Origin of the sequence: Paraburkholderia sp. RL17-347-BIC-D (genome assembly GCF_046027915.1) — a bacterium.
Taxonomy (GTDB): domain Bacteria; phylum Pseudomonadota; class Gammaproteobacteria; order Burkholderiales; family Burkholderiaceae; genus Paraburkholderia.
Genome location: NZ_JARESS010000007.1, coordinates 60571 through 86515 on the forward strand (window position 1 = coordinate 60571; position 25945 = coordinate 86515).

Here is a 25945-nt window from a genome sequence, read left to right on the forward strand (position 1 = left end):
GCAAAGCCGTCCATTTTTCAGCGCGCCTGAATGTCAGGCATAAGGCGCCGCGGTGACCATTCTCCTACTTATCACTTTCCACTTTCTTTCGAAAAACCGACTTATCGACGCAAGTTTTACCACTCGCAAACGTTTCACAATTATTTCTTGAAAGGATTAGACACTGCATCCGCTTTCACGAAACTGGATGTAGACATGGGACAAAACAAACGCGTCGCGAGTGCCGTTTTGGTTGCACTTGCAACTTTAGCGTTGAGCGGTTGCGGTGCGGATGATTCCGCGCCGTCGGCAGCATCGACAACGCCGGCCGCTGCGAACAACGACGCCGCGCCGAATGCGGCGGCAGCGCCCGCGACGCCAATCCTCAACGCATCCTCAACGCTCGCAGCAGACCCGGCAGCGGCCTCCGATCCAATCACGCAGAACATGCAAGCCAGTCTCGCCGCGGACAACCAGCAAGTCGCGCCTGTCATGCATTACGCACCCGGCGACAGCGCCAGCAGCAACTGACCTAATTCCACCGGCGCGCGTGGCGCGCTATTCTTCCCCCCCGCAGAAGGTGATATTCGATGACATCAACTAGCCGTCGCCGTTTCCTGCAGACCGTGGCTTCATCCGCCGGCGCTGCTGCCGCGCTGACCGCGCTGCCCGAGTCGATTCGCAATGCGCTCGCCGTTCCCGCGTTTTCGCGCACCGGCACGATCCGCGATGTCGAGCACATCGTCGTGTTCATGCAGGAGAATCGCTCGTTCGACCACTACTTCGGCCATATGCGCGGCGTGCGTGGCTACAACGACCGCTTCCCGATTCCGCTGCCGAACGGCAAGCCGGTGTGGTATCAACCGTCGAAGGAAGATCCGACCCAGCCGGTTCTGCCGTTCCATCTGAACACGGCGACCACCAGCGCGCAATGCGTCGGCGATCTGGATCACTCCTGGTACAAGACTCACGCCGCGATCGACGGCGGCCGCTACGACCAGTGGCCCGCCAACAAGACCGACATGACGATGGGCTATCACCTGCGCAGCGACATTCCGTTCCACTACGCGCTGGCTGATGCGTTCACCATCTGCGACGCGTACTTCTGCTCGCTGCCGGGACCGACGCACCCGAACCGCTCGTATCTGATGACCGGCATGGTCGATCCGAGCGGCACGCTGGGTGGACCGCTGCTCGACAACAACGATTTCGTCGACGGCGACGGTCCGCCGAATTATCAGTTGCTCTCGTGGACCACGTACCCGGAACGTCTGCAATCCGCGGGCATTTCGTGGCAGGTGTACCAGCAGGGGCTGACCGGCGCCGATCCGTTGAACGGCAACTACGGCACCAACATCCTGCAGAACTTCACGAATTTCATCAACGCGCAGCCGGGTTCGCCGTTGTATGAGCGCGCGCAAACCGTGCGCACCATCGACGACCTGAAGGCCGACGTGCTGGCCAACAAGCTGCCGCAAGTGTCGTGGTTGTGCCCGCCGGCCGCGTACTCGGAACACCCGAGCTATACGCCCGCATACGGCGCGGAGTACACCTCGCAGATTCTCGATGCGTTGACGTCGAATCCCGAGGTGTGGAGCAAGACGGTGTTGTTCATCATGTACGACGAGAACGACGGCTTCTTCGATCACCTCGTGCCGCCGCAACCGGCGACGACCGGCGCGCAAGGCAAGTCGACGGTCAGCACCGAAGGCGAAATTCACAACGTGGTGAATCCGCAGCGCGGCGGCAGCTACACCGCCGACGGCCTGCCGTACGGCCTCGGCCCGCGCGTGCCGATGACGATCGTATCGCCGTGGAGCAAGGGCGGCTTTGTCTGCTCGCAGGTGTTCGATCATACGTCGGTGATTCGCTTCATCGAAGCGCGCTTTGGCGTGTATGAGCCGAACATCACGGCATGGCGCCGCGCGGTGTGCGGCGACTTGACCACGGCCTTCGACTTCCGCACGCCGGACTCGAAAGTGCCGCCGCTGCCGGACACGAGCAACTACAAGAGCATCGCCGACAATCAGTGCGCAACGCAGCCGAAGCCGACCGTGCCCGCGACGCCGGGCGCTATCGATCCGCAGGAAAGCGGTATTCGTTTCGCGCGCGCGTTGCCGTACGAGTTGCATGTGAATGGCCAGGCCAACGAGAAGAAGAACACGTTCGAGATCTCGATCGGCAACACCGGCGATCAAGGCGCGCACTTCTATATGTACGCGACGAATCGCACGGACGGTCCGTGGCGTTACACCGTCGAAGCGGGCAAGTCGATCAATGAGACGTTCGATCTGACGATGACCAACGGCGTGTACACCTTCGAAGTGTTCGGCCCGAATGGCTTCGTGCGCAAGTTTGCGGGCAACACGCAACAGTCGACGGCGCAGAACGCGCAGATCGCCGCCGGCCGCGGCAACAACAAACCGGCGGAACCGGAAGTGAAGGTGCAATACGACGCCGCGAACGGCAACGTGTTCCTGAAGTTCAGCAACAAGGGCAGCGGCATTGCGCGTCTGACGGTGACGGACAACGCGTACGGCGCGCGCCCGCGTCCGGTGCTGGTGCCGGCCGGCGCGCATATCGAAGAAGCGTGGGTGCTGGCGTCGAGCCATCACTGGTACGACTTGACGGTGACGAGTCATGACGACGCCAGCTTCTCGCGCCGTCTTGCGGGTCACGTCGAGAATGGGCGGCGGAGCATTAGCGATCCGGCGGCGGTTGCGCCGGTGTTGGTGGTGAACTAAGGGCGGGTGAAGGTAAAGGGCTTCGGTCAGGCGGCCGCCTCGGCGGCGCGCTTGACCGTAGCTCAGCGCAGGTTGTGGTCGCGCAAGACGTCCTGCACGAAATGGCGGATAGCGTTACATTCATTCTTCGCCACTTCCTGCTGATGGGCACATCATGGACCGTAACGCATTCATCGAAAGCCTGACGAAAGAAGGCTTCCCTGACGCCGTGGTTGTCACGCGCGAGGCCAACGTCGAGATGGAAATTCACGAGCATGCATTCGAAGCCAAGGCCCTGATCCTGGAAGGCGAAATGAGCATACGCATGGACGACGAAGTGCGGGCGTATCGCGTCGGCGACGTCTTCCACTTGCCGGCGAACAAGCCGCATGCGGAGCGCTTTGGTCCGAATGGTGTGACGTATCTGGTGGGAAGGAAGCAGTCAGGCGCGGCCTGAATGACAGTGCGCGCCTGTAGCGTCAGGCGCCCAGTAAAACCCCTGTCCTGAAGGCCCGCGTACCCGTCACACGCCCGAGCGGCGCGCCGGCCGTCACGAAGCGAATCGCGCGCCGCATGTAAAGCACACCTTCGGTTTTGCTGGCGATCGTCGTGGTCTCGTCGGTCAGCGGATCGACGATATCGAACAGCGCCTGGCCGACACGAATCGTATCACCGATCTTCGCGCGATGAATCAGAATCCCGCTTCCGGGCGCATAGAACTGCTCGCTGCCGGCGAGCGGCGTGGCAGGCGACAGTAGCTCCGGCAAAGGCTTGGCATCGAGCTTGATCGCCTTGCGCCACACCAGATAATCGACAAGTGCGTCGGCATCTTCCTGAGCGACTTCATAGGACACGTCGCGCTGCCCGCGGCATTCCACGGTCACGGCGATCGCACCGTTGGGCACCGGCTTATCGGCCGGCAACTCCTGCTGCAATTTCCACCACAACAGGCTGTGTGTTTCATCGAACGATTCGCCGCCTGAATTGGTGGCGAGTAACGACGCCTGTGCGCCGAGATAGCGCGACAACGGCTCGAACTCCGGCCACGCGGCCTCGCTGGTGTAGAGATGCATGGCCGCTTCGAGCGAACAGTGGAGATCGATAATCACATCCGCATCGAACGAGAGTTGCAGCAACGCCAGTTGCAGCGATTCGAACTCGGTCAACGGTTTCTGATCGGTCAATTCCTCGGCAATCAACTTTCGCACTAGCCGCACGTTCTCGGCTGCATTGGAACCCAGCGTTTCTTTAGCTCGCGCGACCAGCTTCGAGAACTGCAGGAAGTGGCGATTGAAGTTCTTCCCGCTGCCCAGATCGAAGCGGCCAAGAAACTGCCCGAGCACGTATTGCCCGAGCCCGACCGGATTCGCCACGGGCACCAGCACGATTTCCGCGTTCAGCGCGCCTTGCTTTTCCAGTTCGAGCAAACGACGCTTCAACAACACGGTTGTCAGCATCGCGGGCGTTTCATCGGCATGCAGCGACGACTGGATATAAATCTTCTGCCCGCTATTCGCCGGGCCGAAATGAAACGACACCAGTTCGCGGTGCGTGCCGATAGCCGGCGAGAGAAGCGGAATCGATTGCCTGTTCATGAGCGGGAGTCTGTAGAAGAGAAGTCGGAAGTCGAAGAATCAATTGCCGTACGGATCGAAGTCGAAGTACTTCTTCGCGATCTGCGCGTACGTGCCGTCCTTGAGCATCGAGGCGATCGCCGCGTTGATGGAGGCCTGCACCGCGGTCTCGTCCTTGCGCAAGCCGATGCCCACGCCGCGATCGCCCATCGAAAGCGGTTCGCCGACGAACGCAAAGCCCTTGCCCGCCGGCGTACGCAAGAAACCGATGTCCGCTTCCACCGAACCGAGCAACGCGCCATCGAGTCGCCCGTTCTGCAAGTCGGCGAACACTTCGTCCTGACTCTTGTACGCCACCACATGCGCGCCGAGCGGCGCCCAGTTCTTCAGCGCATAGCCCTCGAACTGCGTGCCCGACTGCACGCCGATCTGCTTGCCCGCCAGCGCATTCGTGCCGCCCGCGAGCGCCGAACCTTGCCGCGCGATCAGCCGCGATTTGAACTGGAAGAGTTTCGACGAAAACAGAATCTGTTGCTCGCGCTTCTCCGTGATCGCCATCGACGAAAGGATCGCGTCGATCTTGCGCGCCTGCAGCGCCGGAATCATCCCCGAAAATTCGAGTTCGACCCACTGGCAGCGCGCGTGGATGCGCTTGCAGATTTCATTGCCGAGATCGACGTCGAAACCTTTGAAGCTGCCGTCGGGCGCCTTGGCGTCCATCGGCGGATAGCTCGGGTCGATACCGAGGCGCAGCGTGGTGGGCTCAGCGGCAAACGCGCCACTGCTGAAAACCAGCGCGGCGCTCAAGATCATCAACGGAATTTTCATGGGAGCACGAAGTGTGGGTGGGCGAATGACGACCGAGCTATCCTATGCCGCGTCCGCGCCTCAAAGAAGCCCCATTCGGACCATCATGATCACTTTTACCGATCACTGGACGGCAGCCCTCATGGCGTTGACGATCTCCCAGCTCCGCGCGTTCACCGCCGTGGCCGAGCATGGCAGCATCCGCGCGGCCTCGCGGGCGCTAGGCATCGCGCAGAGCGGCATCACGCAACAACTGCAGAATCTCGAATCGATGCTCGGCGCGACCCTGTTCACCCGCACGAATCGTGGCATTGCGCTGACCGCGCTCGGCCAGCGGCTGTTGCAGCGCGCCGGCGCGATTATCGGCGAATGCGAACGCGCCGAGCAGGAAGTGCAGCAACTGCGCGGCGACTACGTCGGCGAGGTCACCTTCGGCATGACCACCGAACCGCTGATCGATGCGTTCGCGCCGGTGCTGATGGAATTTCGCACGCGCTTCGAGCGGGTCGCGGTGCATCTGCGCACCGGCACTTCGCGCATGATGATTTCGTGGATTCGCGAAGGCACGCTGGATTTCGCGGTTGCGCTGGTATCGAAGCACACGGATACCGCCGATCTCTCGGTGACGCCGCTGTATCCGTCCGATCCGGTGATCGTCTGCCGCCAAGGGCATCCGAAAGCTGGTGCGACCACGCTGGCCGAACTGGCCGATTGCACGTGGGCGGCCACGCGCTCGCCGAATCTCACGGACGATCCGCAAATCAACCGCCTGAACCATCTGTTCGAAAGCCACGGCCTGCCGCCGCCGAAAATCGTCGCAACGGTGGAAGGCCTGTACGAAACGCTGCATCTGGTGAGCGCGACGGATTGCCTGTCGCTGGAAGCGTCGATCGTGGTGAAGCGCGGACCGTTTGCGAGCACGCTCACCGCCATTCCAGTGCGCGAGCGCGCGGTCGAACAGAACGTCTGCCTGCTGCAGCGCGCGGCCATTCCGCTCACGCCCGCCGCGCAGGAACTCGCCACGATGATCGCTTCGTACACGCGCACGGTGCGGGCGCGTTGACGCGGCGTTGAAGTGGCGCTGAAATCAGGCCGAAGTTTCGAGCGCGAGCAACTCATCGACAGTTTGCCGCCGGCGGATCAATCGCGGCTTGCCATGCTCGAGCAACACCTCGGGCACAAGCGGCCGGCTGTTGTAGTTCGAGGACATCGAGGCACCGTACGCGCCTGCATCGTGAAACACGAAGAAGTCGCCCACTTCGGGTATCGGTATTGAGCGGTTCGTAATGACGCCGCCTGCGGCTTGTGTGAAGACATCGCCGGCTTCGCACAGCGGCCCGGCCACTGCGAACGAATCGACCGGCGCTTCGCTCGGCGAGCCGTCGCGCTTCAGCACCGTCATCTCATGATGACTGCCGTAAAACGATGGCCGTACGAGATCGTTGAATCCGGCATCGACCAAAGCAAACTGTTGCGCGGGGCGTCGATTCAACGCGTGAACTTCCGCGACGAGCACGCCCGATTGCGCGACGAGGAAGCGGCCCGGTTCGATCTCCAGCCTCACGCGATGCGCGACATGCGCTTCGATCTGCCGGCGCGCCGCGTCCCAAAGCCGGAAGTAGTGCGCGACGTCGATATCGGGCTCGCCTTCGCGATACGGCACTGACAAACCACCGCCCGCGGAAATCGCTTCGATATCGTGGCCCAGGCCCTTCACGGCTTCGACCATCGCATCGCAGACGCGCGACAGATGCCCATAGTCGACGCCCGAACCGATATGCATGTGCAGCCCGACCAGCTTCAGGCGATAACGCCGGATCAGCTCGACCGCGTGCGGCACATCGTCGAGCCAGATGCCGTGCTTGCTATGCTCGCCGCCCGTGTTGGTCTTGTTGCTGTGCCCGTGACCGAAGCCCGGATTGATCCGCAGCCACACGCGATGACCTTCGGGCGTATGCCGTCCTATCCGTTCGAGCATATCGAGCGAGCCCGCATTGACCGTGATGCGATGCTCGATCACGGTGGCGAGCGTCGCATGATCGATCAGGTCCGCCGTGAACACGACGCCTTCGGGATCGCCATCAGGCGTGAAGCCTGCCGCTAGGCTGCGTTTGAGTTCACCCAACGAGACCGCGTCGACCATCGCCCCTTCCTCGCGCATCAGTTTGAGGATATGCAGGTTCGAACACGCTTTCTGCGCATAGCGGATCACATCGAAGCTGCGCAATTCGGCAATGCGTTTGCGGATTACGCCAGCGTCGTAGACCCACAGCGGCGTGCCGTGCTCGTGGGCGAGTTCGACGAGTTGTTGCGGATTGAATGGCGTCACGGTCCCCGTCTCTCGATATCGAAATGTTGGTGTGAGCGACATGATGCGGAAAACGCGTCATTCAGTAAAATACCAATTCTTGGCATGCCAATTCACTTTTGATATATCCATCATGGCGCTTACACATCGGCATATCGAAGTCTTCCGCGCGCTAATGACCGCGGGCAGCGTCACCAAAGCGGCCGAGATGCTGTTCACCTCGCAGCCCACGGTGAGCCGCGAACTCGCGCGCATGGAACAGAGCATCGGCTTTGCATTGTTCGAGCGCACGAATGGCCGATTGCGTCCCACCTTGTCCGCGCTCACCTTGTTCGACGAGATCAAGCGCGCGTATGTCGGACTCGAACGTGTGGCGTCCACCGCTGCGAGCCTGCGCGAATTCCAGGGCGGCCAGCTTTCCGTCATCGCGTTGCCCGCGTTTTCGCATTCGATCCTGCCGGGCGCGGCGAAGCGCTTTCACGACGCGCAACCGGGCGCAAGTTTGTCGATCGCGACCCAGGAGTCGCCGTTTCTCGAGGGATGGCTGACCGCGCAGCGCTACGATCTGGGCCTGACCGAACACGGCGCGCCGCCGGCGGGCACGCGCCTGACGCCGCTGCTCGAAGTGGATGAAGTGTGCGTGCTGCCCGACGAGCATCCGTTGCTCGGCAAGCGAGTAATCGCATTGAAGGATTTCGCCAATCAGCCGTTCATCAGCCTGTCGTCGAACGATCCGTACCGGATTCAGATCGACGAGGCCTTCGCGCAAGCAGGAATCGCGCGCCGCCAGATCGTCGAGACGCCCACTGCCGTCTCCGTGTGCAGTTTCGTGCGGCAAGGGCTTGGCCTCGCGATCGTCAATCCGCTGACAGCCCTCGATTTCGTGGGTCGCCATCTGCATATCCGGCCGCTCGCCGTGTCGTTGCCGTTTCGCGTGAGCGTGATTCAGCCGGAGCATCGTCCGGGTCATCCGCTGGCCGGCGCGTTCGTTCGAGCGTTGCAAAGCGAAGCCGCCGCGCTGCGGCTACAATTGAAATCCCACACCGGACGCAAGCAGCAGTGAGCGCTTTGTTCGCGAATCAACGCGCGGGCAATCGCCGACCTCCACCGAAAGAATCCGGGCACGCTTCAAGCTAAACACAGCAGCAAACCGATTGCGGACGCGAACGACGCACAGCGCCTTCGCGCCGCATGAGTTTTTACATGTCGTAGACCATCAACAGGAGTTTCCCAAATGATGAATCGAGACAATCCCGTCTGGCTGATCACAGGTTGTTCCACCGGCTTCGGCCGCGAGTTGGCGAAGCTGGTGCTGGAGCGAGGTTGGCGCGCGGTGGTGACCGCACGCGACGCGTCGAAAGTGAAAGATATCGCCGAAAGTCACGGCGATCGCGCACTGGTTCTGCCACTCGACGTGACCAACCCCATGCAGATCGACGAAGTTGTAACGCAAGCGAAACAGCGTTTCGGCCGCATCGATGTGCTCGTCAACAACGCGGGTTACGGTTATCTGGCCGCGATCGAGGAAGGCGAGGACGACGAAGTCCGCGCCATGTTCGAAACCAATGTGTTCGGCCTCATCGACATCACGAAGGCGGTCTTGCCGATCATGCGCGAGCAGCACAGCGGCTTGATCGTCAATGTGTCGTCGATCGGCGGTATCACGAGTTTCGCGGCGACCGGCTATTACCACGCCACCAAATATGCGGTGGAGGGTCTATCCGAATCGCTGGCGACGGAGGTGAAGCCGCTCGGCATCGACGTGTTGATCGTCGAACCGGGACCGTTCCGCACGAACTGGGCGGGCCCGTCGATCAAACAATCGGCCACGGTAATCGACGATTATGCTGCCACGGCCGGTGAGCGCCGCAAGCAGACCGAGGCGCGCAGCGGCAAACAGGCAGGCGACCCGGTGCGCGCCGCGCAGGCCATTATCGACGCCGCGCTGTCGGACACACCGCCGCTGCGGTTGCTGCTCGGCAAGACCGCGCTCGAACTGGCGCGCAAGAAGCTGGACTTCATGCGCGGCGATTTCGATGCGTGGGAAGCCACCACGCTGGGCGCGGACTTTCCGGAAGGAGCGGGCTGAACTTAGGCGTATGTCGTGCGTTGGCCGGGCTTAAAACTCGACCAACGCGAAATCTTCCTTGCCCACGTCGCAAAGCGGGCAGCGCCAGTCGGCCGGCACGTCCGCCCAGCGCGTGCCCGGCGCGATGCCCTCCTCCGGCAAACCTGCGGCTTCGTCGTAGACCCAGCCGCAAATCACGCAGACCCACTGCTTGAAGTCGTCCGCCGAAGCGGCAGGCTCCGCCGCGTGCGGCGCATCAGCCGCGTGCGACGCCGGCGTGTCATCGAGGCTCACCACCAACGGCGCGGCTGTGCCCACGCCGGTTTCCGCGAGGCGCGCCTGCAAGCTTTCCAGCAGCCGCTGCGCTTCAGCCTGCGTCAGATCGATCCAATAGGGATCGCCCGCGCCGTCGTTGAGCCGCTCGGGAGAAAACTGGATTTCTACGGCTACGCCCTTCTTGTACATGGCAAATCGGAATATCGATGAAGCCGGCAGCGCGTCCCAGGAAGAACTTCCTTAGGGACGTGCCGGCATGGGTCGGAAGCGTCGCGCAGAGGCTTCGCGTGGAGATCAGACGAACTGGTTCAACACGATCGCGGCAATCAGGCCGGCGGCGCCGATGAGGCCCAGCAATTGCAGCAGAGTGAGGGATTTACGGGGTGCGGTAGGGATTTGTTGCGTAGTCACGGGCTATTCTTGAAGATCGGAAAAAGCGAAATGGTACACGCGTCCGCGGCCAGCGCATGTCGATTAGCGCAAACCGCCGTGCATTAGCTGCCATTATCGCCGCTCGATCGCCCGGTATTCCCTACCGTCGGGAGATGGATTAATTCCCCTTGAGGGGGAAAGTTTTCGTGCGGATTCCTGGTGCGGACATGCCGGGCAGATCGCCACTCACATCATGCGCCCGGCGTCAAAACGACCCGAGAATCAGCTCTTCGCCAACGGGTTGCCGTGACGAGAATCCCAGAAGCGAATCACAGCCGTGTCGCCCGTGCCGGCACCCACCACCTGATCCGGCGCGCCGTTCTCGCGCAGCAACGCGCGCAGATCGTTGATGACAGGAAACACCTCGTGATTCCAGTCCGCGCCCTGCGAATCGTGGGCGCGCTGTTCGGCTTCGACGATCTCCCGGTCTTCCTTGAAAATGCGCTCGGTGAACCACACCAGCAGCGGCCACGCGAGATTCAACACGCCAGGAACACCGGGTTTGCGAATCGACAGCAGCCCGAACGTGCGGTTGGTGCGCTGCTCGCGATCGAGCGGCACGTAGACGATCCACAGATCCATTACCAGCGTCTGCTCGGACGTGCGGATCTGCAGCGTCTGATAAGGATACTCGGTGCGGATCGTCATCACGTCTTTGTCGTTGTCGCCGCCGGTTTTACGGCTCTGGCCGAACACGATCGCTTCGCCGATCGGCTGCTGGCCGGCCATGCGCGCAAATGTGTAATCGACTTCGACCCAGCCCTCGCCGCGCCGCCGGCCGAGCGAACGCGCCCGCATCTGCCCCATCTGCCTGCGATGCAGAAACTGATGGTTCATGTCCATCAGGTTCTCGTGCATGAACGAGTAGTGGCAATTCACCGGACGGCCGAAGCGGCGCGTCTTGTACTTCTTGTCCGAGACCGAGCCGAACGCCGGCAGCGGCCGTTGCTCGGCCAGCGCCGCGTCGCCGGGGAAAACGAAAATCAGGCCTTCGATTTCGCGGCACGGGTAAGAGCGCACGCCGTTCGGCAAACGGTCGCGGCCCAGGTACGGCACGTCGATGCACTTGCCCGAGCAGTCGTAAGTCCAGCCGTGATAGCCGCAGCGGATCGATTCGCCATCCACCACGCCCTGATGCAACGGCACCTGACGATGCGCGCAGCGGTCCTCCAGCGCGAACGCCTTGCCGGACTCCGTGCGCGCCAGCACGATCGGCTCGCCCGCGAACGTCACACCATGCGTCTTGCCCCGCTTCACCTCGTGCGACCACGCCAGCGGATACCAGTAGTCAGGGTGAATACCGACGCGGCGCAGATCGCGCACCGGTGCGTCGTTGGCGGCCTGGCCCGGCATGTGAGCGGGTTTCTGCGATGCGGCCTGGGCAGGCGACGCATCGACGGTTACATCGACGGTGTCTCGTTCTAGCGGGGGAACAGCATGCATAGGTGGGTCTCCGTGCACGGGCGGATAGAAGGTTGCGCCCTGCAAATTGCGGGCGGCATCGTCGCCAGTCTACTAGAACCCGACGCCGTATGGGTTCGGGGACCGTGCAACCACCTACTGCGGCGCCTGCTCGCGCAAGCGCACCGTCCTGCTCCCACTACTCTCCTGAAGAGACCACGCGCCGCGTCAGCTCTCGTCGTGTGCCACCAGCCCCGAGCGGCGCTGCACGCCCCACGACCGTCCGCCGCGCAGGAAATGCAGCCAGCCGAGCGCGGCGCCCACGTGCCGCACCAGCTGAAACGTGAACGGCTCGGCAACCGCCGCCAGCATCGCCATCCACAAACTGGTGCCGGCGCGCTCGCCGGTCCAGCGCCGGTACAAATGGATACTCCACAAATAGAACGCGAGGTCGATCGCCGTTTTCAGGCCGATCACGCTGAAGATCGACACGACGATCGCGCCATGGCCACCGAACACGAAGGCGAGCAGCAACGCGAACGCGGTCAGGCCGTAGATCGGCTGCATGGTGTCGATCGCCTTGACCGGCAGCATCAGCATGCCGAGCGTGCCGTAGCGCGGATTGCCGGTCATGTCGCGGTTCCAGTACTGCGTCTGCAGGAAGCCCGCGAACCAGCGGCGCCGTTGACGCAGAAAACTGGCGAGATTGTCCGGCGCGTCAGTGCGGGCATGCGCCTCGCCGACCACGCGCACGTCCCAGTCGAGGCCGTGGTCGACCGAATAGCGGCGCAGCCGGTGAATCAGCTCGTAGTCTTCGACGAGACACTGCGGATCGAAGCCGCCCACGTCGACCAGCGCGTCGCGCTTGAAGGACGCGAAGGCGCCCGAAATCAGCAGCAGACTATCAGCACGCATCCACGCGAAACGGGCGATGAAGTTGCGCATGTACTCGTAGGTCTGGAACCACTGGAACACGCGCCCCGACACCGACTTGCCGCACACCGGCACCAGAATGCCGGCCGCGGCGACCAGCTTCGGTTCGCTCGCGAAAGCGGCGCGCATGGCGTAGGTGGCGTCGTCGTCGAGTAAGGTGTCGGCGTCGACGGTCATGACCGTTTCCGTGGTCATCACGGTGATCGCGGCATTCAGCGCGCGGGCCTTGCCGCCGTGCGGCACACGCAGCCAGAACAGATTCGGATACAGCGCGCTCGGCGCGCTCAGCACGCCGTCTGCGGCCGCGGTAAGGCCGAAGCGCCCGGTGAGCAACTCGCGGGTCGAGTCGGTGGAACCGTCGTCGGCAATGACGATTTGCGCCGGCCCGTGCGTTTGCCGCAGCAGCGCGGCGATCGTGACCGGCAGCACCGTCGCTTCGTTATGCGACGCGACGATCACGCCCATGCTCGGCAAGCTGCGCCGTTCGAACTCGGGCTCGAGCGACGGCGCACGCCGCATCAACGGCAGCGTTTTCCACGTGACAAACGCAAGCAGCAAGGTGTCGTACACCACGTAGGCGATACCCGTCGACCACGCCAGCGCGCCCTGCAGAAAGAAGGCGCGCGCGAACAGCAGCAGCCACAAGACGACCACACTCAGATGAATCAGCGTGCTCAACGGTGTCGTGCGACGCGGCACAATGCGCGGCGAAGCGAGAGCGAGAGCCTGTTCCAGGGTTTTCTTCAAAATGACTGCCGGGTTTGTCAATGTTGCGGTTGATAGGTGAATGCGGCGCTCACGGCACCATGCGCTTCAGAACCGACTTGCGATCGATCCACTGGTGCTTCAACGCGCCGCCGATATGCATCGCCAGCAGCGCATAGAGCGCGTAGCCAAGCCACGTGTGCAAGGCGCCGAAGCGGTCGTGCAAGGTCTCCTTCAGCGCCGGATCGAGATTCATCACATAGCCGATGCGCGGCCACGGAAACAGATTGAACAGATGCATGGGGTGCGTCGCCGCGTCTTTCCATGCGGAATCGTGCAGCCAGCCGGACAGCGGCAGCGCAATCATCAGCAGATACAGCAAAAAATGCGCGACGTGCGCGGCGATCTTTTCCCACGACGGAAACTCGCGCGGCAACGGCGGCGGCTTGTGCGACACACGCCACAAGATGCGCATGAGCGCGAGACCCAGCACCGTGATGCCGATCGACTTGTGGGTGTCGACCACCGGACGCACCCAGTCGTCCGGCAACGAATCCGCGCTCAGCCCGAGCACCACGTTGCCGATCATCAGCAGCGCGATCAGCCAATGCAGAACCATGGCCGTACGTGTGTAGCGCGTCGGCACTGGCGTGCCGGTCGAATCGGTCAAAGAGTCGGCGTGTGTGTTCATGATTGTTCCGTCCGCAGCGGCATGGCTGCGAAAGCTGTTTGAAAATCCGGCGATGCCGTAACACATCAAGGCAAGCCGATGTATAGGCAAACGCCCGAGTGTGCCGCTTTATTCCGCCGGGCGCTTAACTCTATGTTTTCGGATTATTTCGTTGCCGCCGGCTTAGAAGTCATTGCACCTTAACCGTGCGCCGCCTCGCGCCGCGCGATCAGCGCGGCCGACTCGATCCGTTCGTCGAGCCAGCCGTTGGTTGCATACGCATCCAGTAGTTGCCGGATGCGCGCCAGCAGTTCGTCCAGCCGCTCGCCGAGCCGTTCGCGCGACAGACTCGACATCGACAGCGGCCGCGTCACCAGCGATTCGACCGAGACCCGCCGCGTTTCGACGATCGACACGCGTTCGAGCATCGGGAACGGCGACTTCGCCAGCACCGCGTCGTGGCTTTCCCAGCCGTCCGCCTTGCGCTGCATGCGCGCCGGGTCGCCCTCCGAGTAAGCCTCGAGCAGCGCACGGTACGGCGCAAGCCAGGCCATCGGCGAGTCGGTGGCGAACGCGGTCGAAAACAGGGCGACCGCGCCTTCCGGTTCGATCAGCGCATCCAGACGCGCGAGCGTGTCGGGCCGGTCCATCCAGTGAAACGCCCGCCCGATGACGGCCAGCCGAAAGCGCCCCAAAGCCGGCGACAGATCGTAAGAACTCCCCTCGCGATACTCGATGTTCGGCGCAATCCCCGCGCCCAGGCTCGCGGCGACGCGCAGCATTTCCGGTTCGGGGTCGAGCGCGAGACCCGAGCCGACCCACGACGAAAACGCCAGTGACAATTGCCCCGGCCCGCAGCCGAGGTCCAGAAGCCGGTGCGAGCCGCCGAGTTCGCAGGACTGCGCGACGCGGCGGATCAATTGCGGCGAATACGGTGGACGGCCCGCCAGGTAATGCGCGGCGGTGGTCCTGAAGCGGTCGGGGACGAAGGGGATTGGGGTGGTCATCGGCGATTCCATGCGGGTCGGTTGCGGCAATGGCAAACGACCAACGGAACGCCATTGTCGTTGCTGCGGTCCATTGGCGCCGCTGTTGCGAGGCAGCTCGATCAGACAGGGCTTCCCTGCCTCAGAGTGCACCCAAGGTTTGATGCCCGGATGACTGCGCAGTTTCCTGACGATCAGATAAATCGTCCGGAGGCACTCGCAAGACGGTCGCTCGGCAGTAAGCCAAGCGTGAAAACACAATGAAAGCCAGCCGGCGTATCGCGTCACGCCTAGCACTTAAGCGGATCGGCCCACCGCGGTTCAACGCTTCACGAACCGATAATGCCCGACGCCCCACTCTTTTCCATTCGCGTAGCCGAACAGTTCAGCCACCGCCATATAGAACATGCGCCACCGTTGCAGCCACACTGCCGCATCGCGCGGGCCGTAGGTGTCGATCAGCATCGGCATCACCCGATCACGCGCCGCATCGAGCGCGGCGAGCCAATGATTCGCCGTGCGCTCATAATGCGTGCCGCTCACCCACCACTGCCGCTCCATGCGCAGATCGTCCTGGAAATTGAGCAGCAGCGCCTCCGACGGCATCGTGCCGCCGGTGAAAAAGTATTTCGACATCCAGTCGCTGACGTCTTGCACCTGGAAGTGATAGGCCAGCGTTCGATGCGCGAAGAGATGCACGAACAGCTTCGCGTCGGCGCGCATCCAGCGCGCGATTTTCGCGAGCAGCAAGCCGTAGTTCTTCATATGCTCGAACATCTCGATCGACACCACGCGATCGAAGCCGCCGCCAAGTTGCGCCCCGTCGAATTCGAAATCGACGATGTTGCCCGTCACCACCGAGAGGTTGTGCAAGCCAGCCTGCGCTGCGCGCTCTTCGATGAACGCGCGCTGACCGCGCGAGTTCGAAAGCGCGACGACGCGCGAATTTGGATACCGCGCCGCCAGCCATAACGACAGTGAACCCCAGCCGCAGCCGAGATCGAGAATCCGCTGACCGTCGGCGAGTTCCGCGCGCTCGGCATAGCGTTCGAGCATGGCCGCTTCGGCTTGCGCGAGCGTTTCGCCACCGGTCGGATACAGGCAGCACGAATACTTCAGATGCGGTCCGAGATGCGCGTGGAAAAACGACGCCGGCACCTCGTAATGCTGCGTGTTGGCGGCTTGCGTTTCGATGGCGACCGGACTCGCGCGCAGATCGTCGAGCAGACGGTTGAACCGTTGCGCGCGCAACTCGCCGTTGTCGACCGCTTCATCGCGCAGGCGCTGACGCATCAACTGACGCATGCCGAAACGGATCACGCTGTCGGGTAGCCAGCCGCGTTCGCAACTTTGAATGAGCCAGCCATCGCTGGGCTCGGCGGGCGACGGCGGCATCGTGTGGTCAGTGGTGGAAAGACTCATGAGGCTGACTCCTTGGCGTTTCTTTTCGACTCTTTCGAAGGCGCGCTTGCGCCCGGCTTGCGTCTTCAATGCCGTCTTCAATGCCGCGGCGGCCACGGAATCAGGGCGCTGGTGGTACGCATATAGTCGGCATAACCGGGACGCCGTTTTGCCATGCTTTCTTCGAGCAGCGGAATACCGGAGAGCTTCAGCAACAGAAACGCCATCAGCACCGGCGGCAACAGCGTGAACCAACCCCACGGCGTGCCGATCGACAACGCGATATACGCGAGCCAATGCACGCATTCGAAGAAGTAATTCGGATGCCGCGAGTAACGCCACAAGCCGACGCGGCACACGGCGTCGCGATTGGCCTGATCGGCCTTGAAGTTTCGCAACTGGCGGTCGGCCATCGCTTCGCCGGCCACGGAGACGATCCACACCACGACGGCTAGCAGCATCCAGCCGACGGCAGGCGCAGTACCGCGGTACGACGGCACCAGAAACGCGATCGACAGCAACATCGAAATCACGACTTGCAACTGGAAAAACCAGAACATCCGGCTTGCCGCCTTGTCGCCCCATTCTGCGCGGAAGCGGCGATAGCGCGCGTCTTCCGGCTTGCCGGCGTTGCGTTTCCACAGATGCGTGCCGAGCCGCGCGCCCCAGACCAAACCGCCCAGCGCGGTCAGTGCGCGCGTGAAGGGGTCGCCGGTGCCGAGCATCGCGTAGAGCGCCGCCACGAGGCCCAGCGAATACGCCCAGATGGGATCGACCATGCCGGCGTTTTCGCTCCTCAACTGCCACGCCCAGACGGCGCTGAAAAGCGCGATGAGTCCGATCAGGGCAATCACGGCGGCGACAAGTGGTGGCATGGTTTCCTCATTCGACGGCAATGCGGGTTATACGCGGCGACGGTGGTATCGGATGCGTACGATGCGCCCGCTAATCCTTGTCGCCCGGCGACGCAAAGCCCGGCTTGCCCACCTGATCCGGCCGCTGCGGCACGCGTCTGAATCGCGACGTGTCATAGCCCATCGCATCGAGCCGCGCAAGCAAGGCGCGATATGTGTCCTCGCTCATGTCCGGCTCGCGCGAAAAAATCCAGCCGAGGTTTTTGCCCGGATAGCCGAGGATCGTGTAGCGATAGTCTGGGTCGACGTAAAGCGTCAGTTGCGTCACGCGGATGGGCCAGAACAGCTGCACGCTCCACTCGCCGCCGTCCTTGCCGGGCACGGGCGTGTCGAGAAACTGATAGTGCTTTTCCTCGGCGTCGAAGCGCTTCTTGCGGGCGTAGTACGAATCGTCGATCTTGCCGTCCGCGCGCAGTGTCCATTCGGCGCGGCTCGCCACCATGTCGCGTTCGGCGAAATACGGAATGTTCGCGATGACGTACCAGCGGCCCATGTAGCGCGGCAAGTCGACGGGCACGGTGGCGAGCGGTTCGCTCGCGCGCGGGTTGGGATTGGGCGGATCGTTGGAGCAGGCCGTGAGTGATAGCAGCAGAACGCTTGCAGCGCCGGCAGCTGCAGCGCTGACGTAGGCAACTCGGCGCATGGCAAGGGCCTCGAACGTGGCGGCAATACACCTATTACGTTCGACCAGGCCGTCTGGATGCGTGCGCCGCTCTCCGCAAGAAGGCGCATACCGATAACAGAATGAAAGCGGCAAATGATGCTAAATTGGCCCGACTGCAGACTTCAATTCCTGAATCGACCGAATGGAAAACCTGAGCGGGATCGTCGCCTTCGTGCAAACGGCCGAAGCGTCCAGCTTCGTCGGCGCGTCGCAGCGGCTCGGCCTGTCGCCCTCCGCCGTCGGCAAAAGCGTCGCGCGGCTCGAACAACACCTCGGCGTGCGGCTGTTGCAACGAAGCACGCGGCGCGTCAGCCTGACCGACGACGGCGAGCGCTTCTACGAACGCTGCCGGCAGATTCTCGACGCGCTGAGCGAAGCCGAAGCGATGATGCTGCAAGCCAACGCCGCGCCACGCGGGCGCCTGCGCGTGACTTTGCCGACCATCGGCTATCGCTTCCTGCTGCCGATCCTTCCGGAATTCGCCGAGCGCTATCCCGAGATCGACCTCGAACTGGATTTCAACGACCGCATCGTCGACGTGATCGAAGGCGGCTTCGACGCCGCGATCCGCAGCGGCGATCTGCCCGATTCGCAACTGATGGCCAAGCGGCTCGGCCCGTTCCGCTTCGTGTTGTGCGCGTCGCCGGGTTATCTGCAACGGCACGGCGTGCCGCTCGCGCCAGCCGATCTCGCGCAGCACGCGTGCTTGCGCTTCCGCTTTCCGACCTCGGGCAAATTGCAGCACTGGGCGTTTCGAGGACTTCCCGAAGACGCGGCCGCGCGCTTTCCGACCGCGCTGACCTGCAACAACATGGAAGCCCTGCGAGCGGCGGCGGAACTCGGTCTGGGCGTGGCCTACATGCCGGATTTTCTGGCTCGCGACGCGATCCGGGCGGGAACACTGCAAAACGTGCTCGACGACCATCTGGCGCATGCAGGACAGTTTTCCGTGCTCTGGCCATCCAGCCGGCAACTGTCGCCGAAGCTGCGCGCGTTCGTCGATTTTCTGTCGGAGCGCTTGTTCAGCGCAGCTTAGCGACGATACAAGCGGCGTGATCCGGTTAGCGTTATCGTGTCCGCAACGCCCGCTCCCGCGTGAATTCCCTCATGCCTACCCGCTCAAACGCCGCATTCACCGCCTTGCTCGCCGCCGCCCTATTCGGCGCGACGACACCGCTCGCCAAGACGCTGCTCGGCTCGCTCTCGCCGTTCCTGCTGGCTGGGTTGTTCTATCTCGGTAGCGGCTGCGGCCTTGCCGCGGTGATTCTGGCGCGCCGGCTAAAAGGCGGCGGCGCCGGCCAGCCGGTCGGCCACAGCCATTTCCCGTTGCGCGAAGCCCCCTGGTTGGCCGGCGCGATCGCAGCCGGCGGCGTCGCCGGGCCCGCTTTACTGATGCTGGGTCTGCAAACGACGCCGGCCGCCACAGGTTCACTGCTGCTGAATCTGGAAGGCGTATTCACCGCGTTGATCGCGTGGATCGTGTTTCGCGAGAACGTCGACGTGCAGGTGTTCCTCGGCATGGCCGCGATCGTCGCGGGCGGCGTGGCGCTGTCATGGCAGCCGGGCGCGGCGGGACTGCCGCCCGGCACGCTGCTGCTGATCGGCGCCTGCGCGTGCTGGGCCGTGGACAACAATCTCACGCGCAAGGTGTCGGCTCACGATGCAATGTTCATCGCCTGCATAAAAGGACTCGTGGCCGGTTCGGTGAACGTGGCGCTCGCGCTCACCCTCGGCGCCGCATGGCCGAAGCTCTCGACCGTCGCGCTCGCCATGCTCACCGGCTTTGCGGGCTACGGCGTGAGTCTCGTGCTGTTCGTCGTCGCGCTGCGCAATCTCGGCACCGCGCGAACCGGTGCATATTTTTCGGTTGCGCCGCTATTCGGCGTGACTTTATCCTGGCTACTGTGGCCCGAACTGCCGCCGCCGCTTTTCTGGGTCGCTGCAGCGCTGATGACGCTCGGCGTGTGGCTGCACATTCGCGAACGTCATGAGCATCCGCACACGCACGATCCGCTCGAGCACTCGCATCGTCACCGGCACGACGCGCATCACCAGCACGAGCACGACTTCGCGTGGGACGGCGACGAGCCGCATACCCATTCGCACCGCCATGCACCCATGACGCACGCGCATGCGCATTTCCCGGATATCCATCACCGGCACACGCATTGATTTTTCGGCCAGCCGTGCAGCACGGACGCTTGCTGCATCGCAAGACAAAAATCTCTCTGAAAAAAAATCATGCGATAGACCGATTCAATTGGCATCGCCGCGCATCGCATCCTGTAATGAAACTCCTGTTGTCCGCGTGCCATCCGCCCAACCTGTCTGCACCTTTGGAGAGATCCATGTCACAACCCGAGCCTAATGTTGATGAATTAGTGAAAAGCATCGCCGAAGAAACCGACACGCCGGCGGAAACGGTCTCGAAGATGTACGCGGACACCTTGGCCAACTACCGGCACGACGCGCGTGTATTCGATTACGTGCCGCTCTTCGCCGCGAAAAAAGTACGCAACCAGCTTCGCGACAGTTCGAATCGCAAACACTGACACGGCGGCGCGCGGAGACCACCGCCTGCTGAATCGCAATTTTTTTCGCCTCGACCGACTCGCGCAAAAATTCACATAACGCGCACCGATTTTTTTCCCGCTGATAGACTCTCGCCCAGAACCATCGACTCGGGGGAGTTGGCATGCGGGTAACGATCGTAGGCGCGGGCATCGCCGGTTTGAGCACGGCGTGGTCGCTCTCGAAACAGGGACATGACATCACGCTGATCGAGCAGGGCTCGATTCCAAATCCACTCGGCGCGTCGGGCGACCGGCATCGCATGATTCGTCGCGCATATGGCGATGCGGACGGTTATGCGCGAAACATCGAAGAGGCGTTCGATAGCTGGGACCTGCTGTGGAACGATCTCGGCGTGTCGCACTATGCAAATTGCGGCGTGCTCGGCATTTCGCAATTCGCGGGCGATGGCGCCGAACAGTTTCGCAACGGCCTCGACCGCATGGGATTCGAGTACGAAAGGCTCGAACCCCTCGAAGCAGCGGCGCGCTACCCGTTTCTCGACCCAGCCACGTTTCGTTACGCCTACCTCGATCACGACGGCGGCGCACTTTTCAGCGAACGCATTGCACGCGATATGAAAGCGTGGCTCAAGATGCGCGGCGCCGACATTCGCATGCACACCAAGGTGCTCGCGGTCGACCCTCAGACCGCTTCCGTGCGCATCGAAAACGACGTGATCGTACATGCGGACCGGCTCGTGGTCACCGCGGGCGCATGGACGCCGCAATTGTTTCCCGCGCTTGCCGAAAACCTGATGACGTATCGCAACATCGTCGCCTATCTGGAGCCGCCCGCGGATCTGGAAGACGCGTGGTCGACGGCGCCCGCGATCGTCGATATCGGCGGCGCGAGCGACGGCTATGTGCTGCCGCCGCTCGACGGCATTGGTCTGAAGTTTGGCGCGGGCATCAATAAATCACGCGCGCCGGACCCCGACGCGAGTCGCGTTGCCGCGCCCGGTGAAGGCGACCGCTTGCGGCGGCTGTTTGCGCCGCCATTCAGCCGCATCGACGAATATACGGTATCCGAAGTAAAAACCTGCGCGTACACGTTCACGGCGGATAACCGTTTCTTTTCGAAGCGCATCGGCAACACGCTGGTGGTGTCGGCTTGCTCGGGGCACGGCTACAAATTCGGTGCAGCGGTGGGGCGGCGCATCGCGGAGACGCTGGAGACGGACGACGACGCCACGCTCGCGCGGTGGCTCAGAGCCGAGACGGCCTGAACGTTTTCCTCGATTCACAGTTGGTGGCTCCACATTCTGAACGTACTGTGGATCTAACAATAGCGCCGCAAATTTTCTATGCTGGCGGTTCAGCAGTCTTCTTCCGACCAGGAACCGCACATGTCCGATTCGATTCAAATCCGCCCCGTCGTCCCCGGCGACTTCGATGCATGGCTGCCGCTATGGGATGCCTACAACGCGTTCTATGGCCGCTCGGGCGAAACCGCGTTGCCGCGCGAGATCACGCAAATCACGTGGGAACGTTTTTTCGACGGCTACGAGCCGATGCATGCCATGGTGGCTGAACGCAACGGCCAGTTGCTCGGCCTCGTGCATTTCCTGTATCACCGTCACACGACGATGAAAGGACCGATCTGCTATCTGCAAGACCTCTACACGCTCGACTCCGAGCGCGGCAGAGGCGTTGGCCGCGCATTGATTGAAGCGGTGTATGAGCGCGCCAAAGCCGATGGTTCGCAACGCGTCTACTGGCAAACGCAAGAGACGAATCAGACGGCGATGAAGCTCTACGACAAGGTTGCGGACCGTTCGGGCTTCCTGGTCTATCGCAAAGCCTTGTGATGCCGCGCGGCGGGCTCGCCTAGCGCGCTTCCCGCTCGTCTCGCCGTGCCGCGCGCTCTGTGCGGCACACTGCTTTTATCTCCGACCGATCTCGTGGCCACCATGCGCCGCGCATTGTCCGGTCCGATTTCCGCCGCCTTCGTTTCGCGTGCCGCTCAAGTTTGCGTGTGGTCTGCCGTTATCGCCATTGGACGGAGCTACACCCGGCTCCACGCGGTTCATCAGCGAAACCTTGGGCGATCTCCTCATGGAGGGGCGCAAACGAATCGGAAACTGTACATGCCTTCGATCATCGGCATCGATCTTGGAACCACGCATAGTCTTGCGGCAATCTGGCGCGCCGACCGCGCCGTGCTCATCCCGAACGCGTTAGGCGAGACGCTCACGCCCTCGTGCGTCTCCATCGACGGCGATGGCTCGATCCTCGTCGGCCGCCCCGCTCATGACCGCCTGCATACGCATCCCGAGCGCACCGCCGCCAACTTCAAACGCTATATGGGCACGAGTCGCACCGTGTCGCTCGGCACGCAGTCGCTGCGTCCCGAGGAGTTGTCCTCGCTGGTGCTCAAGTCGTTGAAGGCCGATGCCGAAGCGTTTCTCCGCGAAACAGTCAGCGACGCCGTGATCGCCGTGCCCGCCTATTTCAGCGACGCACAACGCAAAGCCACGCGCATTGCCGGCGAACTCGCCGGCCTGAACGTGCTGCGCCTCGTCAATGAACCGACCGCGGCCTCGCTCGCATATGGCGTGCATCAACGCGACAGCGAGCGCAAGTTTCTGATCTTCGATCTGGGCGGCGGCACCTTCGACGTCTCCGTGCTCGATTTCTTCGAAGGCGTGATGGAAGTGCGCGCCAGCACCGGCGACAATTTTCTCGGCGGTGAGGATTTCACCGATGCATTGGTCGAGTTGTTCTGCCAGCGCAACGGACTCAAGGTCCAATCGCTCACGCCGGTTGCCGCGCAACGTCTGCATCAGCAAGCCGAACGCGCGAAACGTCAGCTCACGCGGATCGGCGTCGACAGCGTCACGCTCGAACTCACGATCGACGACCACGCGCACACGCTCGAACTCGACGCGGCCGCAGCGGAGCGCACCTGCGAGCATTTGCTGCAACGGCTGCGCAAACCGGTGGAACGTGCATTGCGCGATTCGAAGATTGCCGTCGCCGCGCTCGACGAAATCATCCTCGTCGGCGGCGCGTCGCGCATGCCGATGGTCCGCAAGCTGGTCTCGAAGATGTTCGGCCGCCTACCCGCCGGACATTTGAATCCGGACGAAGTGGTCGCGCTCGGCGCGGCGGTGCAAGCCGGACTCGTCGGACGCGATGCCGGGCTCGACGAAATGGTGCTGACCGATGTCGCGCCCTATAGCCTCGGTATCGACACAGCCATGCAGGTCGGGTCGGCTCAGTTCGTGCCGGGTCACTTTCTGCCGATCATCGAACGCAATACGATCGTGCCGGTGAGCCGCATGCAGCGCATTTTCACGGTGCGCGACCGCCAGCAGATGCTGAGCATCAAGGTGTTTCAGGGCGAAGCGCGTTTGACCACGGACAACGTCGCGCTCGGCGAATTCACGCTCGAAGTGCCGCTCAAGGCAGCTGGCGAAGCAGGCGCGGATGTGCGCTTCACATACGACATCAACGGCGTGCTGGAAGTGGAGGCCACTGCGTTTCCGCGCGGCGTAAAACGCGCGATGGTGATCGAAGAAAATCCCGGCGTGATGACACCGGAAGAAATTCGCGAGCGACTTACCGCGTTGAGCGCGTTGAAGATCCACCCTCGCGATCAACTCGAGAACCGGACGCTGTTGACGCGCGCCGACCGTGTCTATGAAGAAACGCTCGGCGATCATCGGCAATATCTGGCCGCGCATATCGCCCGTTTCCAGGCACTGATCGAGCGTCAAAACGCCGATGAAATCGCGCAGGCGCGCGGTGAACTGAGCGCGCTGCTGGATCGCTTCGATGTACATGTGACTTACTGACCGGCCATGAATACCATCTCGAACAATCAATGGCCTTGGGATGTGCTCGGCATCGAGTCGAATGCCGACGAGCGGGCGGTCCGTCGCGCTTATGCGCGGCTGTTGAAGCAGCAACGTCCGGATCAAGACGCCGAAGCGTTTCAGCGTCTGCGGTACGCGTACGAGTCGGCGTTGCAGATGGCGAGTGGCGCGATCGCGAAAGAAGTAGCCGCGGCACCAACAGCGAACGCGTCTTGCACTGAACCCGAGCGTTTGATCGCAACTACGCGGAAGTCTGCAACCGCGCCGGCGACGTCCCACGTTACGGTCAACACTTCGGAAGTCGAGGCCGCCGTCCGCGAACCCGACGCTTTCGAAACCGCCGTCCAGCTCTGGCAAAACTTCATCGCGCAAACGGACGACCTCGAGTCGCGCCGCTCCTTGCAGGATCTGTTCGCCGCCGTCGTCAACATTGCGACGCGCGATGAACTCGAATGGCAGGCGCTGTGTCATTGTCTGAACGAGGACACGCCGGCCATGCTGCGCATGAATTTGAGCGCGGTTCTCGGCTGGCGGGACAACGCGGCACATCTACGACGGCGCAACGCGGCCATTGCCACGCTCGCGCTGAACCGCGTGTTCGCCGACGAGGACTACAACGCGCTGCGCCTGCGCTTCACGAACGCAATGGCATTGCTCGAAGGTCCGTCGCCGCAATTGGCGGCCGGCGCGCGAGCACTGCTTCGTGCCGGCGTGCGCGCAGAGATGGAGCAGTTATTGACCGCGCTTGGTCGCTACCATCCGAATGTCGTGCGGCTGCGGCTCGATGCCGAGAAAGTCGATTTTTGGGGACGTTGCCTCAAATTCCGCATCGGCGCGGGCCGTCTGTTCGGACCGGCGCTCGCCTTGAACGCGTGGTGCGGCTTGCTGTTCGCGGACGCTTCGCTGAAACCCAATAGCAGCCGATGGTTCGATCAATGGTCGCCCGCTCAGTTGGGCATCCTTTTGTCGACGCTGATGCTCGCGCTGGTAACGGTCGCCGCTACGACCGTGCTGCTGTCCGAGCCTCAGCAACAGCGGCTGCGAGCGTTGCGCTCGATCGGTTGGCTGCGTTATGGCTGGATTCCCGTGTGGCTCGGTGCGACAACCGTTGCGCTCTGTGAGGACGGCAGCGGCCGTTCGACATCGATCGCGATGGCCACGCTGAGCGTCTGTACGATCTGGGCCGCGTTGATTCACGGCTGGCCGCCTATCAAGGAGCTCGCGATACTCGCCGCATTCAGCGCGACGGCGTTGGGCTTTGCGGGCCACTGGATCGCGACGGATTCGCATGCGTGGCTGATGCCTTATGCGCATGGTGTGCTGTTCGCGTTCTTCATTTCGTTTTCGCAAGCGGAATGGCGCGGATGGATCGCGCGTCGGCCGCGGTTGTTGTTTTGGGTTTGCGCGCCTTTGTGGTTCGCTGGATTCGCAGCGTTGATCGTATTGCTGTTGCAGCGCGAAGTGCGTGCGACGCAGTTCGCGTGGGCGTTGTTTACGGTGATGTCGGCGGCCGGCGGCGTGCTGGCGACGACGCGCTGGAACGATCTGCGCGCAGCGATACCGGCGTTTTTTCGCGGGTATGCCAACCTTGTCTGGATGGCGCTGGCGATTTATAAGCCGGACATCATCGCATGCGTGAGTGCGGGGTTGATGAGTATCTGGGTTATTGAGGGGATTAGGCAGCGGCGAGAAGCGCGCCAGGCGACGCGGTAA

Annotated in this window: 24 protein-coding genes; 13 read left to right on the plus strand and 11 right to left on the minus strand. The window is 62.7% G+C overall.

The genetic code is table 11. The annotated features are described in order from the left end of the window. The first annotated feature begins 30 nt into the window (after positions 1-30). The 3 genes from P0D96_RS11910 (at position 31) to P0D96_RS11920 (ending at position 3159) form a co-directional block, all read left to right on the plus strand. Positions 31-510 carry a hypothetical protein gene (locus tag P0D96_RS11910; protein WP_243658353.1) on the plus strand — a complete coding sequence of 160 codons (480 nt, stop codon included), beginning with the start codon at positions 31-33 and terminating at the stop codon, positions 508-510. A gap of 59 nt (positions 511-569) precedes the next feature. Next, positions 570-2723 carry a phosphocholine-specific phospholipase C gene (locus tag P0D96_RS11915; protein ID WP_408313543.1) on the plus strand — a complete coding sequence of 718 codons (2154 nt, stop codon included), beginning with the start codon at positions 570-572 and terminating at the stop codon, positions 2721-2723. Positions 2724-2877: 154 nt separating this feature from the next. Then, positions 2878-3159 (plus strand): cupin domain-containing protein, encoded by a 282-nt coding sequence (locus P0D96_RS11920; RefSeq protein ID WP_408286189.1) that lies wholly within the window; start codon positions 2878-2880, stop codon positions 3157-3159. Between the two features lie 22 nt (positions 3160-3181). Here the strand turns inward: P0D96_RS11920 and P0D96_RS11925 are convergent, their stop codons facing one another. Together P0D96_RS11925 and P0D96_RS11930 are read right to left on the minus strand one after the other, a co-directional pair. After that, positions 3182-4297, minus strand: a complete 1116-nt coding sequence (locus P0D96_RS11925; protein ID WP_408313545.1) for a succinylglutamate desuccinylase/aspartoacylase family protein — start codon at positions 4295-4297, stop codon at positions 3182-3184. A gap of 39 nt (positions 4298-4336) precedes the next feature. Then, positions 4337-5104: a transporter substrate-binding domain-containing protein gene (locus P0D96_RS11930; RefSeq protein WP_408177448.1), complete on the minus strand. Its 768-nt coding sequence runs from the start codon at positions 5102-5104 to the stop codon at positions 4337-4339. A 121-nt stretch (positions 5105-5225) separates the two neighbouring features. On the opposite strand from P0D96_RS11930, the gene P0D96_RS11935 reads away from it, so the two are divergent. After that, the gene (locus tag P0D96_RS11935; RefSeq protein ID WP_408313711.1) at positions 5226-6146 is read left to right on the plus strand and encodes a LysR substrate-binding domain-containing protein; all 921 of its coding nucleotides are present in this window, start codon (positions 5226-5228) and stop codon (positions 6144-6146) included. 24 nt (positions 6147-6170) lie between these two features. Here P0D96_RS11935 and lysA read toward each other — a convergent pair whose 3' ends face one another. Next, entirely contained in the window at positions 6171-7454 is a 1284-nt protein-coding gene (lysA, locus tag P0D96_RS11940) for a diaminopimelate decarboxylase (RefSeq protein ID WP_408313548.1), read from the minus strand. Positions 7455-7524: 70 nt separating this feature from the next. On the opposite strand from lysA, the gene P0D96_RS11945 reads away from it, so the two are divergent. Next, a complete protein-coding gene (locus P0D96_RS11945) occupies positions 7525-8454 on the plus strand; it encodes a LysR family transcriptional regulator (RefSeq protein ID WP_408313550.1) in 930 nt (309 codons plus the stop codon). A gap of 171 nt (positions 8455-8625) precedes the next feature. After that, positions 8626-9480, plus strand: coding sequence for an oxidoreductase (locus tag P0D96_RS11950; protein ID WP_408313552.1), 855 nt, complete (start codon positions 8626-8628; stop codon positions 9478-9480). 30 nt (positions 9481-9510) lie between these two features. On the opposite strand, the gene P0D96_RS11955 is transcribed toward P0D96_RS11950, so the two are convergent. The 8 genes from P0D96_RS11955 to P0D96_RS11990 all read right to left on the minus strand — a co-directional run bounded on the left by P0D96_RS11955 (position 9511) and on the right by P0D96_RS11990 (position 17820). After that, positions 9511-9924, minus strand: coding sequence for a rubredoxin (locus P0D96_RS11955; RefSeq protein ID WP_408286179.1), 414 nt, complete (start codon positions 9922-9924; stop codon positions 9511-9513). 465 nt (positions 9925-10389) lie between these two features. Next, positions 10390-11610, minus strand: a complete 1221-nt coding sequence (locus P0D96_RS11960; RefSeq protein WP_408177540.1) for a Rieske 2Fe-2S domain-containing protein — start codon at positions 11608-11610, stop codon at positions 10390-10392. A 186-nt stretch (positions 11611-11796) separates the two neighbouring features. Then, entirely contained in the window at positions 11797-13248 is a 1452-nt protein-coding gene (locus P0D96_RS11965; protein ID WP_408286176.1) for a glycosyltransferase family 2 protein, read from the minus strand. A 49-nt stretch (positions 13249-13297) separates the two neighbouring features. Further along, entirely contained in the window at positions 13298-13897 is a 600-nt protein-coding gene (locus tag P0D96_RS11970; RefSeq protein ID WP_132379221.1) for a cytochrome b, read from the minus strand. Positions 13898-14076: 179 nt separating this feature from the next. Then, positions 14077-14883: a class I SAM-dependent methyltransferase gene (locus P0D96_RS11975; RefSeq protein WP_408313554.1), complete on the minus strand. Its 807-nt coding sequence runs from the start codon at positions 14881-14883 to the stop codon at positions 14077-14079. A 300-nt stretch (positions 14884-15183) separates the two neighbouring features. Next, entirely contained in the window at positions 15184-16284 is a 1101-nt protein-coding gene (locus P0D96_RS11980) for an SAM-dependent methyltransferase (RefSeq protein ID WP_408313556.1), read from the minus strand. A gap of 77 nt (positions 16285-16361) precedes the next feature. Then, positions 16362-17138 carry a DUF1295 domain-containing protein gene (locus P0D96_RS11985; RefSeq protein WP_408313558.1) on the minus strand — a complete coding sequence of 259 codons (777 nt, stop codon included), beginning with the start codon at positions 17136-17138 and terminating at the stop codon, positions 16362-16364. A 70-nt stretch (positions 17139-17208) separates the two neighbouring features. Then, entirely contained in the window at positions 17209-17820 is a 612-nt protein-coding gene (locus P0D96_RS11990) for a lipocalin family protein (RefSeq protein ID WP_408286169.1), read from the minus strand. Between the two features lie 163 nt (positions 17821-17983). On the opposite strand from P0D96_RS11990, the gene P0D96_RS11995 reads away from it, so the two are divergent. From P0D96_RS11995 to P0D96_RS12025, 7 genes are all read left to right on the plus strand, one after another. Next, positions 17984-18877, plus strand: coding sequence for a LysR family transcriptional regulator (locus P0D96_RS11995; RefSeq protein WP_408313560.1), 894 nt, complete (start codon positions 17984-17986; stop codon positions 18875-18877). 71 nt (positions 18878-18948) lie between these two features. Then, positions 18949-20013, plus strand: coding sequence for a DMT family transporter (locus tag P0D96_RS12000; RefSeq protein ID WP_408313562.1), 1065 nt, complete (start codon positions 18949-18951; stop codon positions 20011-20013). 176 nt (positions 20014-20189) lie between these two features. Continuing rightward, a complete protein-coding gene (locus tag P0D96_RS12005) occupies positions 20190-20393 on the plus strand; it encodes a DUF3562 domain-containing protein (RefSeq protein WP_132379526.1) in 204 nt (67 codons plus the stop codon). A 143-nt stretch (positions 20394-20536) separates the two neighbouring features. Then, the gene (locus P0D96_RS12010; RefSeq protein ID WP_408313564.1) at positions 20537-21640 is read left to right on the plus strand and encodes an NAD(P)/FAD-dependent oxidoreductase; all 1104 of its coding nucleotides are present in this window, start codon (positions 20537-20539) and stop codon (positions 21638-21640) included. Between the two features lie 120 nt (positions 21641-21760). Continuing rightward, positions 21761-22222 (plus strand): GNAT family N-acetyltransferase, encoded by a 462-nt coding sequence (locus P0D96_RS12015; protein WP_408177549.1) that lies wholly within the window; start codon positions 21761-21763, stop codon positions 22220-22222. 279 nt (positions 22223-22501) lie between these two features. Then, complete coding sequence (locus P0D96_RS12020; protein WP_408313565.1) at positions 22502-24211, plus strand: Hsp70 family protein; 1710 nt, start codon at positions 22502-22504, stop codon at positions 24209-24211. A 6-nt stretch (positions 24212-24217) separates the two neighbouring features. After that, positions 24218-25945, plus strand: coding sequence for a J domain-containing protein (locus tag P0D96_RS12025; protein WP_408313567.1), 1728 nt, complete (start codon positions 24218-24220; stop codon positions 25943-25945).

What these genes read in the sequence shown, in the direction of transcription:
- P0D96_RS11910 (WP_243658353.1), top strand. Translation starts at nt 31, where the DNA reads ATGTCAGGCATAAGGCGCCGCGGTGACCATTCTCCTACTTATCACTTT.
- P0D96_RS11915 (WP_408313543.1), top strand. Translation starts at nt 570, where the DNA reads ATGACATCAACTAGCCGTCGCCGTTTCCTGCAGACCGTGGCTTCATCC.
- P0D96_RS11920 (WP_408286189.1), top strand. Translation starts at nt 2,878, where the DNA reads ATGGACCGTAACGCATTCATCGAAAGCCTGACGAAAGAAGGCTTCCCT.
- P0D96_RS11925 (WP_408313545.1), bottom strand. Translation starts at nt 4,297, where the DNA reads ATGAACAGGCAATCGATTCCGCTTCTCTCGCCGGCTATCGGCACGCAC.
- P0D96_RS11930 (WP_408177448.1), bottom strand. Translation starts at nt 5,104, where the DNA reads ATGAAAATTCCGTTGATGATCTTGAGCGCCGCGCTGGTTTTCAGCAGT.
- P0D96_RS11935 (WP_408313711.1), top strand. Translation starts at nt 5,226, where the DNA reads ATGGCGTTGACGATCTCCCAGCTCCGCGCGTTCACCGCCGTGGCCGAG.
- lysA (WP_408313548.1), bottom strand. Translation starts at nt 7,454, where the DNA reads ATGTCGCTCACACCAACATTTCGATATCGAGAGACGGGGACCGTGACG.
- P0D96_RS11945 (WP_408313550.1), top strand. Translation starts at nt 7,525, where the DNA reads ATGGCGCTTACACATCGGCATATCGAAGTCTTCCGCGCGCTAATGACC.
- P0D96_RS11950 (WP_408313552.1), top strand. Translation starts at nt 8,626, where the DNA reads ATGATGAATCGAGACAATCCCGTCTGGCTGATCACAGGTTGTTCCACC.
- P0D96_RS11955 (WP_408286179.1), bottom strand. Translation starts at nt 9,924, where the DNA reads ATGTACAAGAAGGGCGTAGCCGTAGAAATCCAGTTTTCTCCCGAGCGG.
- P0D96_RS11960 (WP_408177540.1), bottom strand. Translation starts at nt 11,610, where the DNA reads ATGCATGCTGTTCCCCCGCTAGAACGAGACACCGTCGATGTAACCGTC.
- P0D96_RS11970 (WP_132379221.1), bottom strand. Translation starts at nt 13,897, where the DNA reads ATGAACACACACGCCGACTCTTTGACCGATTCGACCGGCACGCCAGTG.
- P0D96_RS11975 (WP_408313554.1), bottom strand. Translation starts at nt 14,883, where the DNA reads ATGACCACCCCAATCCCCTTCGTCCCCGACCGCTTCAGGACCACCGCC.
- P0D96_RS11980 (WP_408313556.1), bottom strand. Translation starts at nt 16,284, where the DNA reads ATGAGTCTTTCCACCACTGACCACACGATGCCGCCGTCGCCCGCCGAG.
- P0D96_RS11985 (WP_408313558.1), bottom strand. Translation starts at nt 17,138, where the DNA reads ATGCCACCACTTGTCGCCGCCGTGATTGCCCTGATCGGACTCATCGCG.
- P0D96_RS11990 (WP_408286169.1), bottom strand. Translation starts at nt 17,820, where the DNA reads ATGCGCCGAGTTGCCTACGTCAGCGCTGCAGCTGCCGGCGCTGCAAGC.
- P0D96_RS11995 (WP_408313560.1), top strand. Translation starts at nt 17,984, where the DNA reads ATGGAAAACCTGAGCGGGATCGTCGCCTTCGTGCAAACGGCCGAAGCG.
- P0D96_RS12000 (WP_408313562.1), top strand. Translation starts at nt 18,949, where the DNA reads ATGCCTACCCGCTCAAACGCCGCATTCACCGCCTTGCTCGCCGCCGCC.
- P0D96_RS12005 (WP_132379526.1), top strand. Translation starts at nt 20,190, where the DNA reads ATGTCACAACCCGAGCCTAATGTTGATGAATTAGTGAAAAGCATCGCC.
- P0D96_RS12010 (WP_408313564.1), top strand. Translation starts at nt 20,537, where the DNA reads ATGCGGGTAACGATCGTAGGCGCGGGCATCGCCGGTTTGAGCACGGCG.
- P0D96_RS12015 (WP_408177549.1), top strand. Translation starts at nt 21,761, where the DNA reads ATGTCCGATTCGATTCAAATCCGCCCCGTCGTCCCCGGCGACTTCGAT.
- P0D96_RS12020 (WP_408313565.1), top strand. Translation starts at nt 22,502, where the DNA reads ATGCCTTCGATCATCGGCATCGATCTTGGAACCACGCATAGTCTTGCG.
- P0D96_RS12025 (WP_408313567.1), top strand. Translation starts at nt 24,218, where the DNA reads ATGAATACCATCTCGAACAATCAATGGCCTTGGGATGTGCTCGGCATC.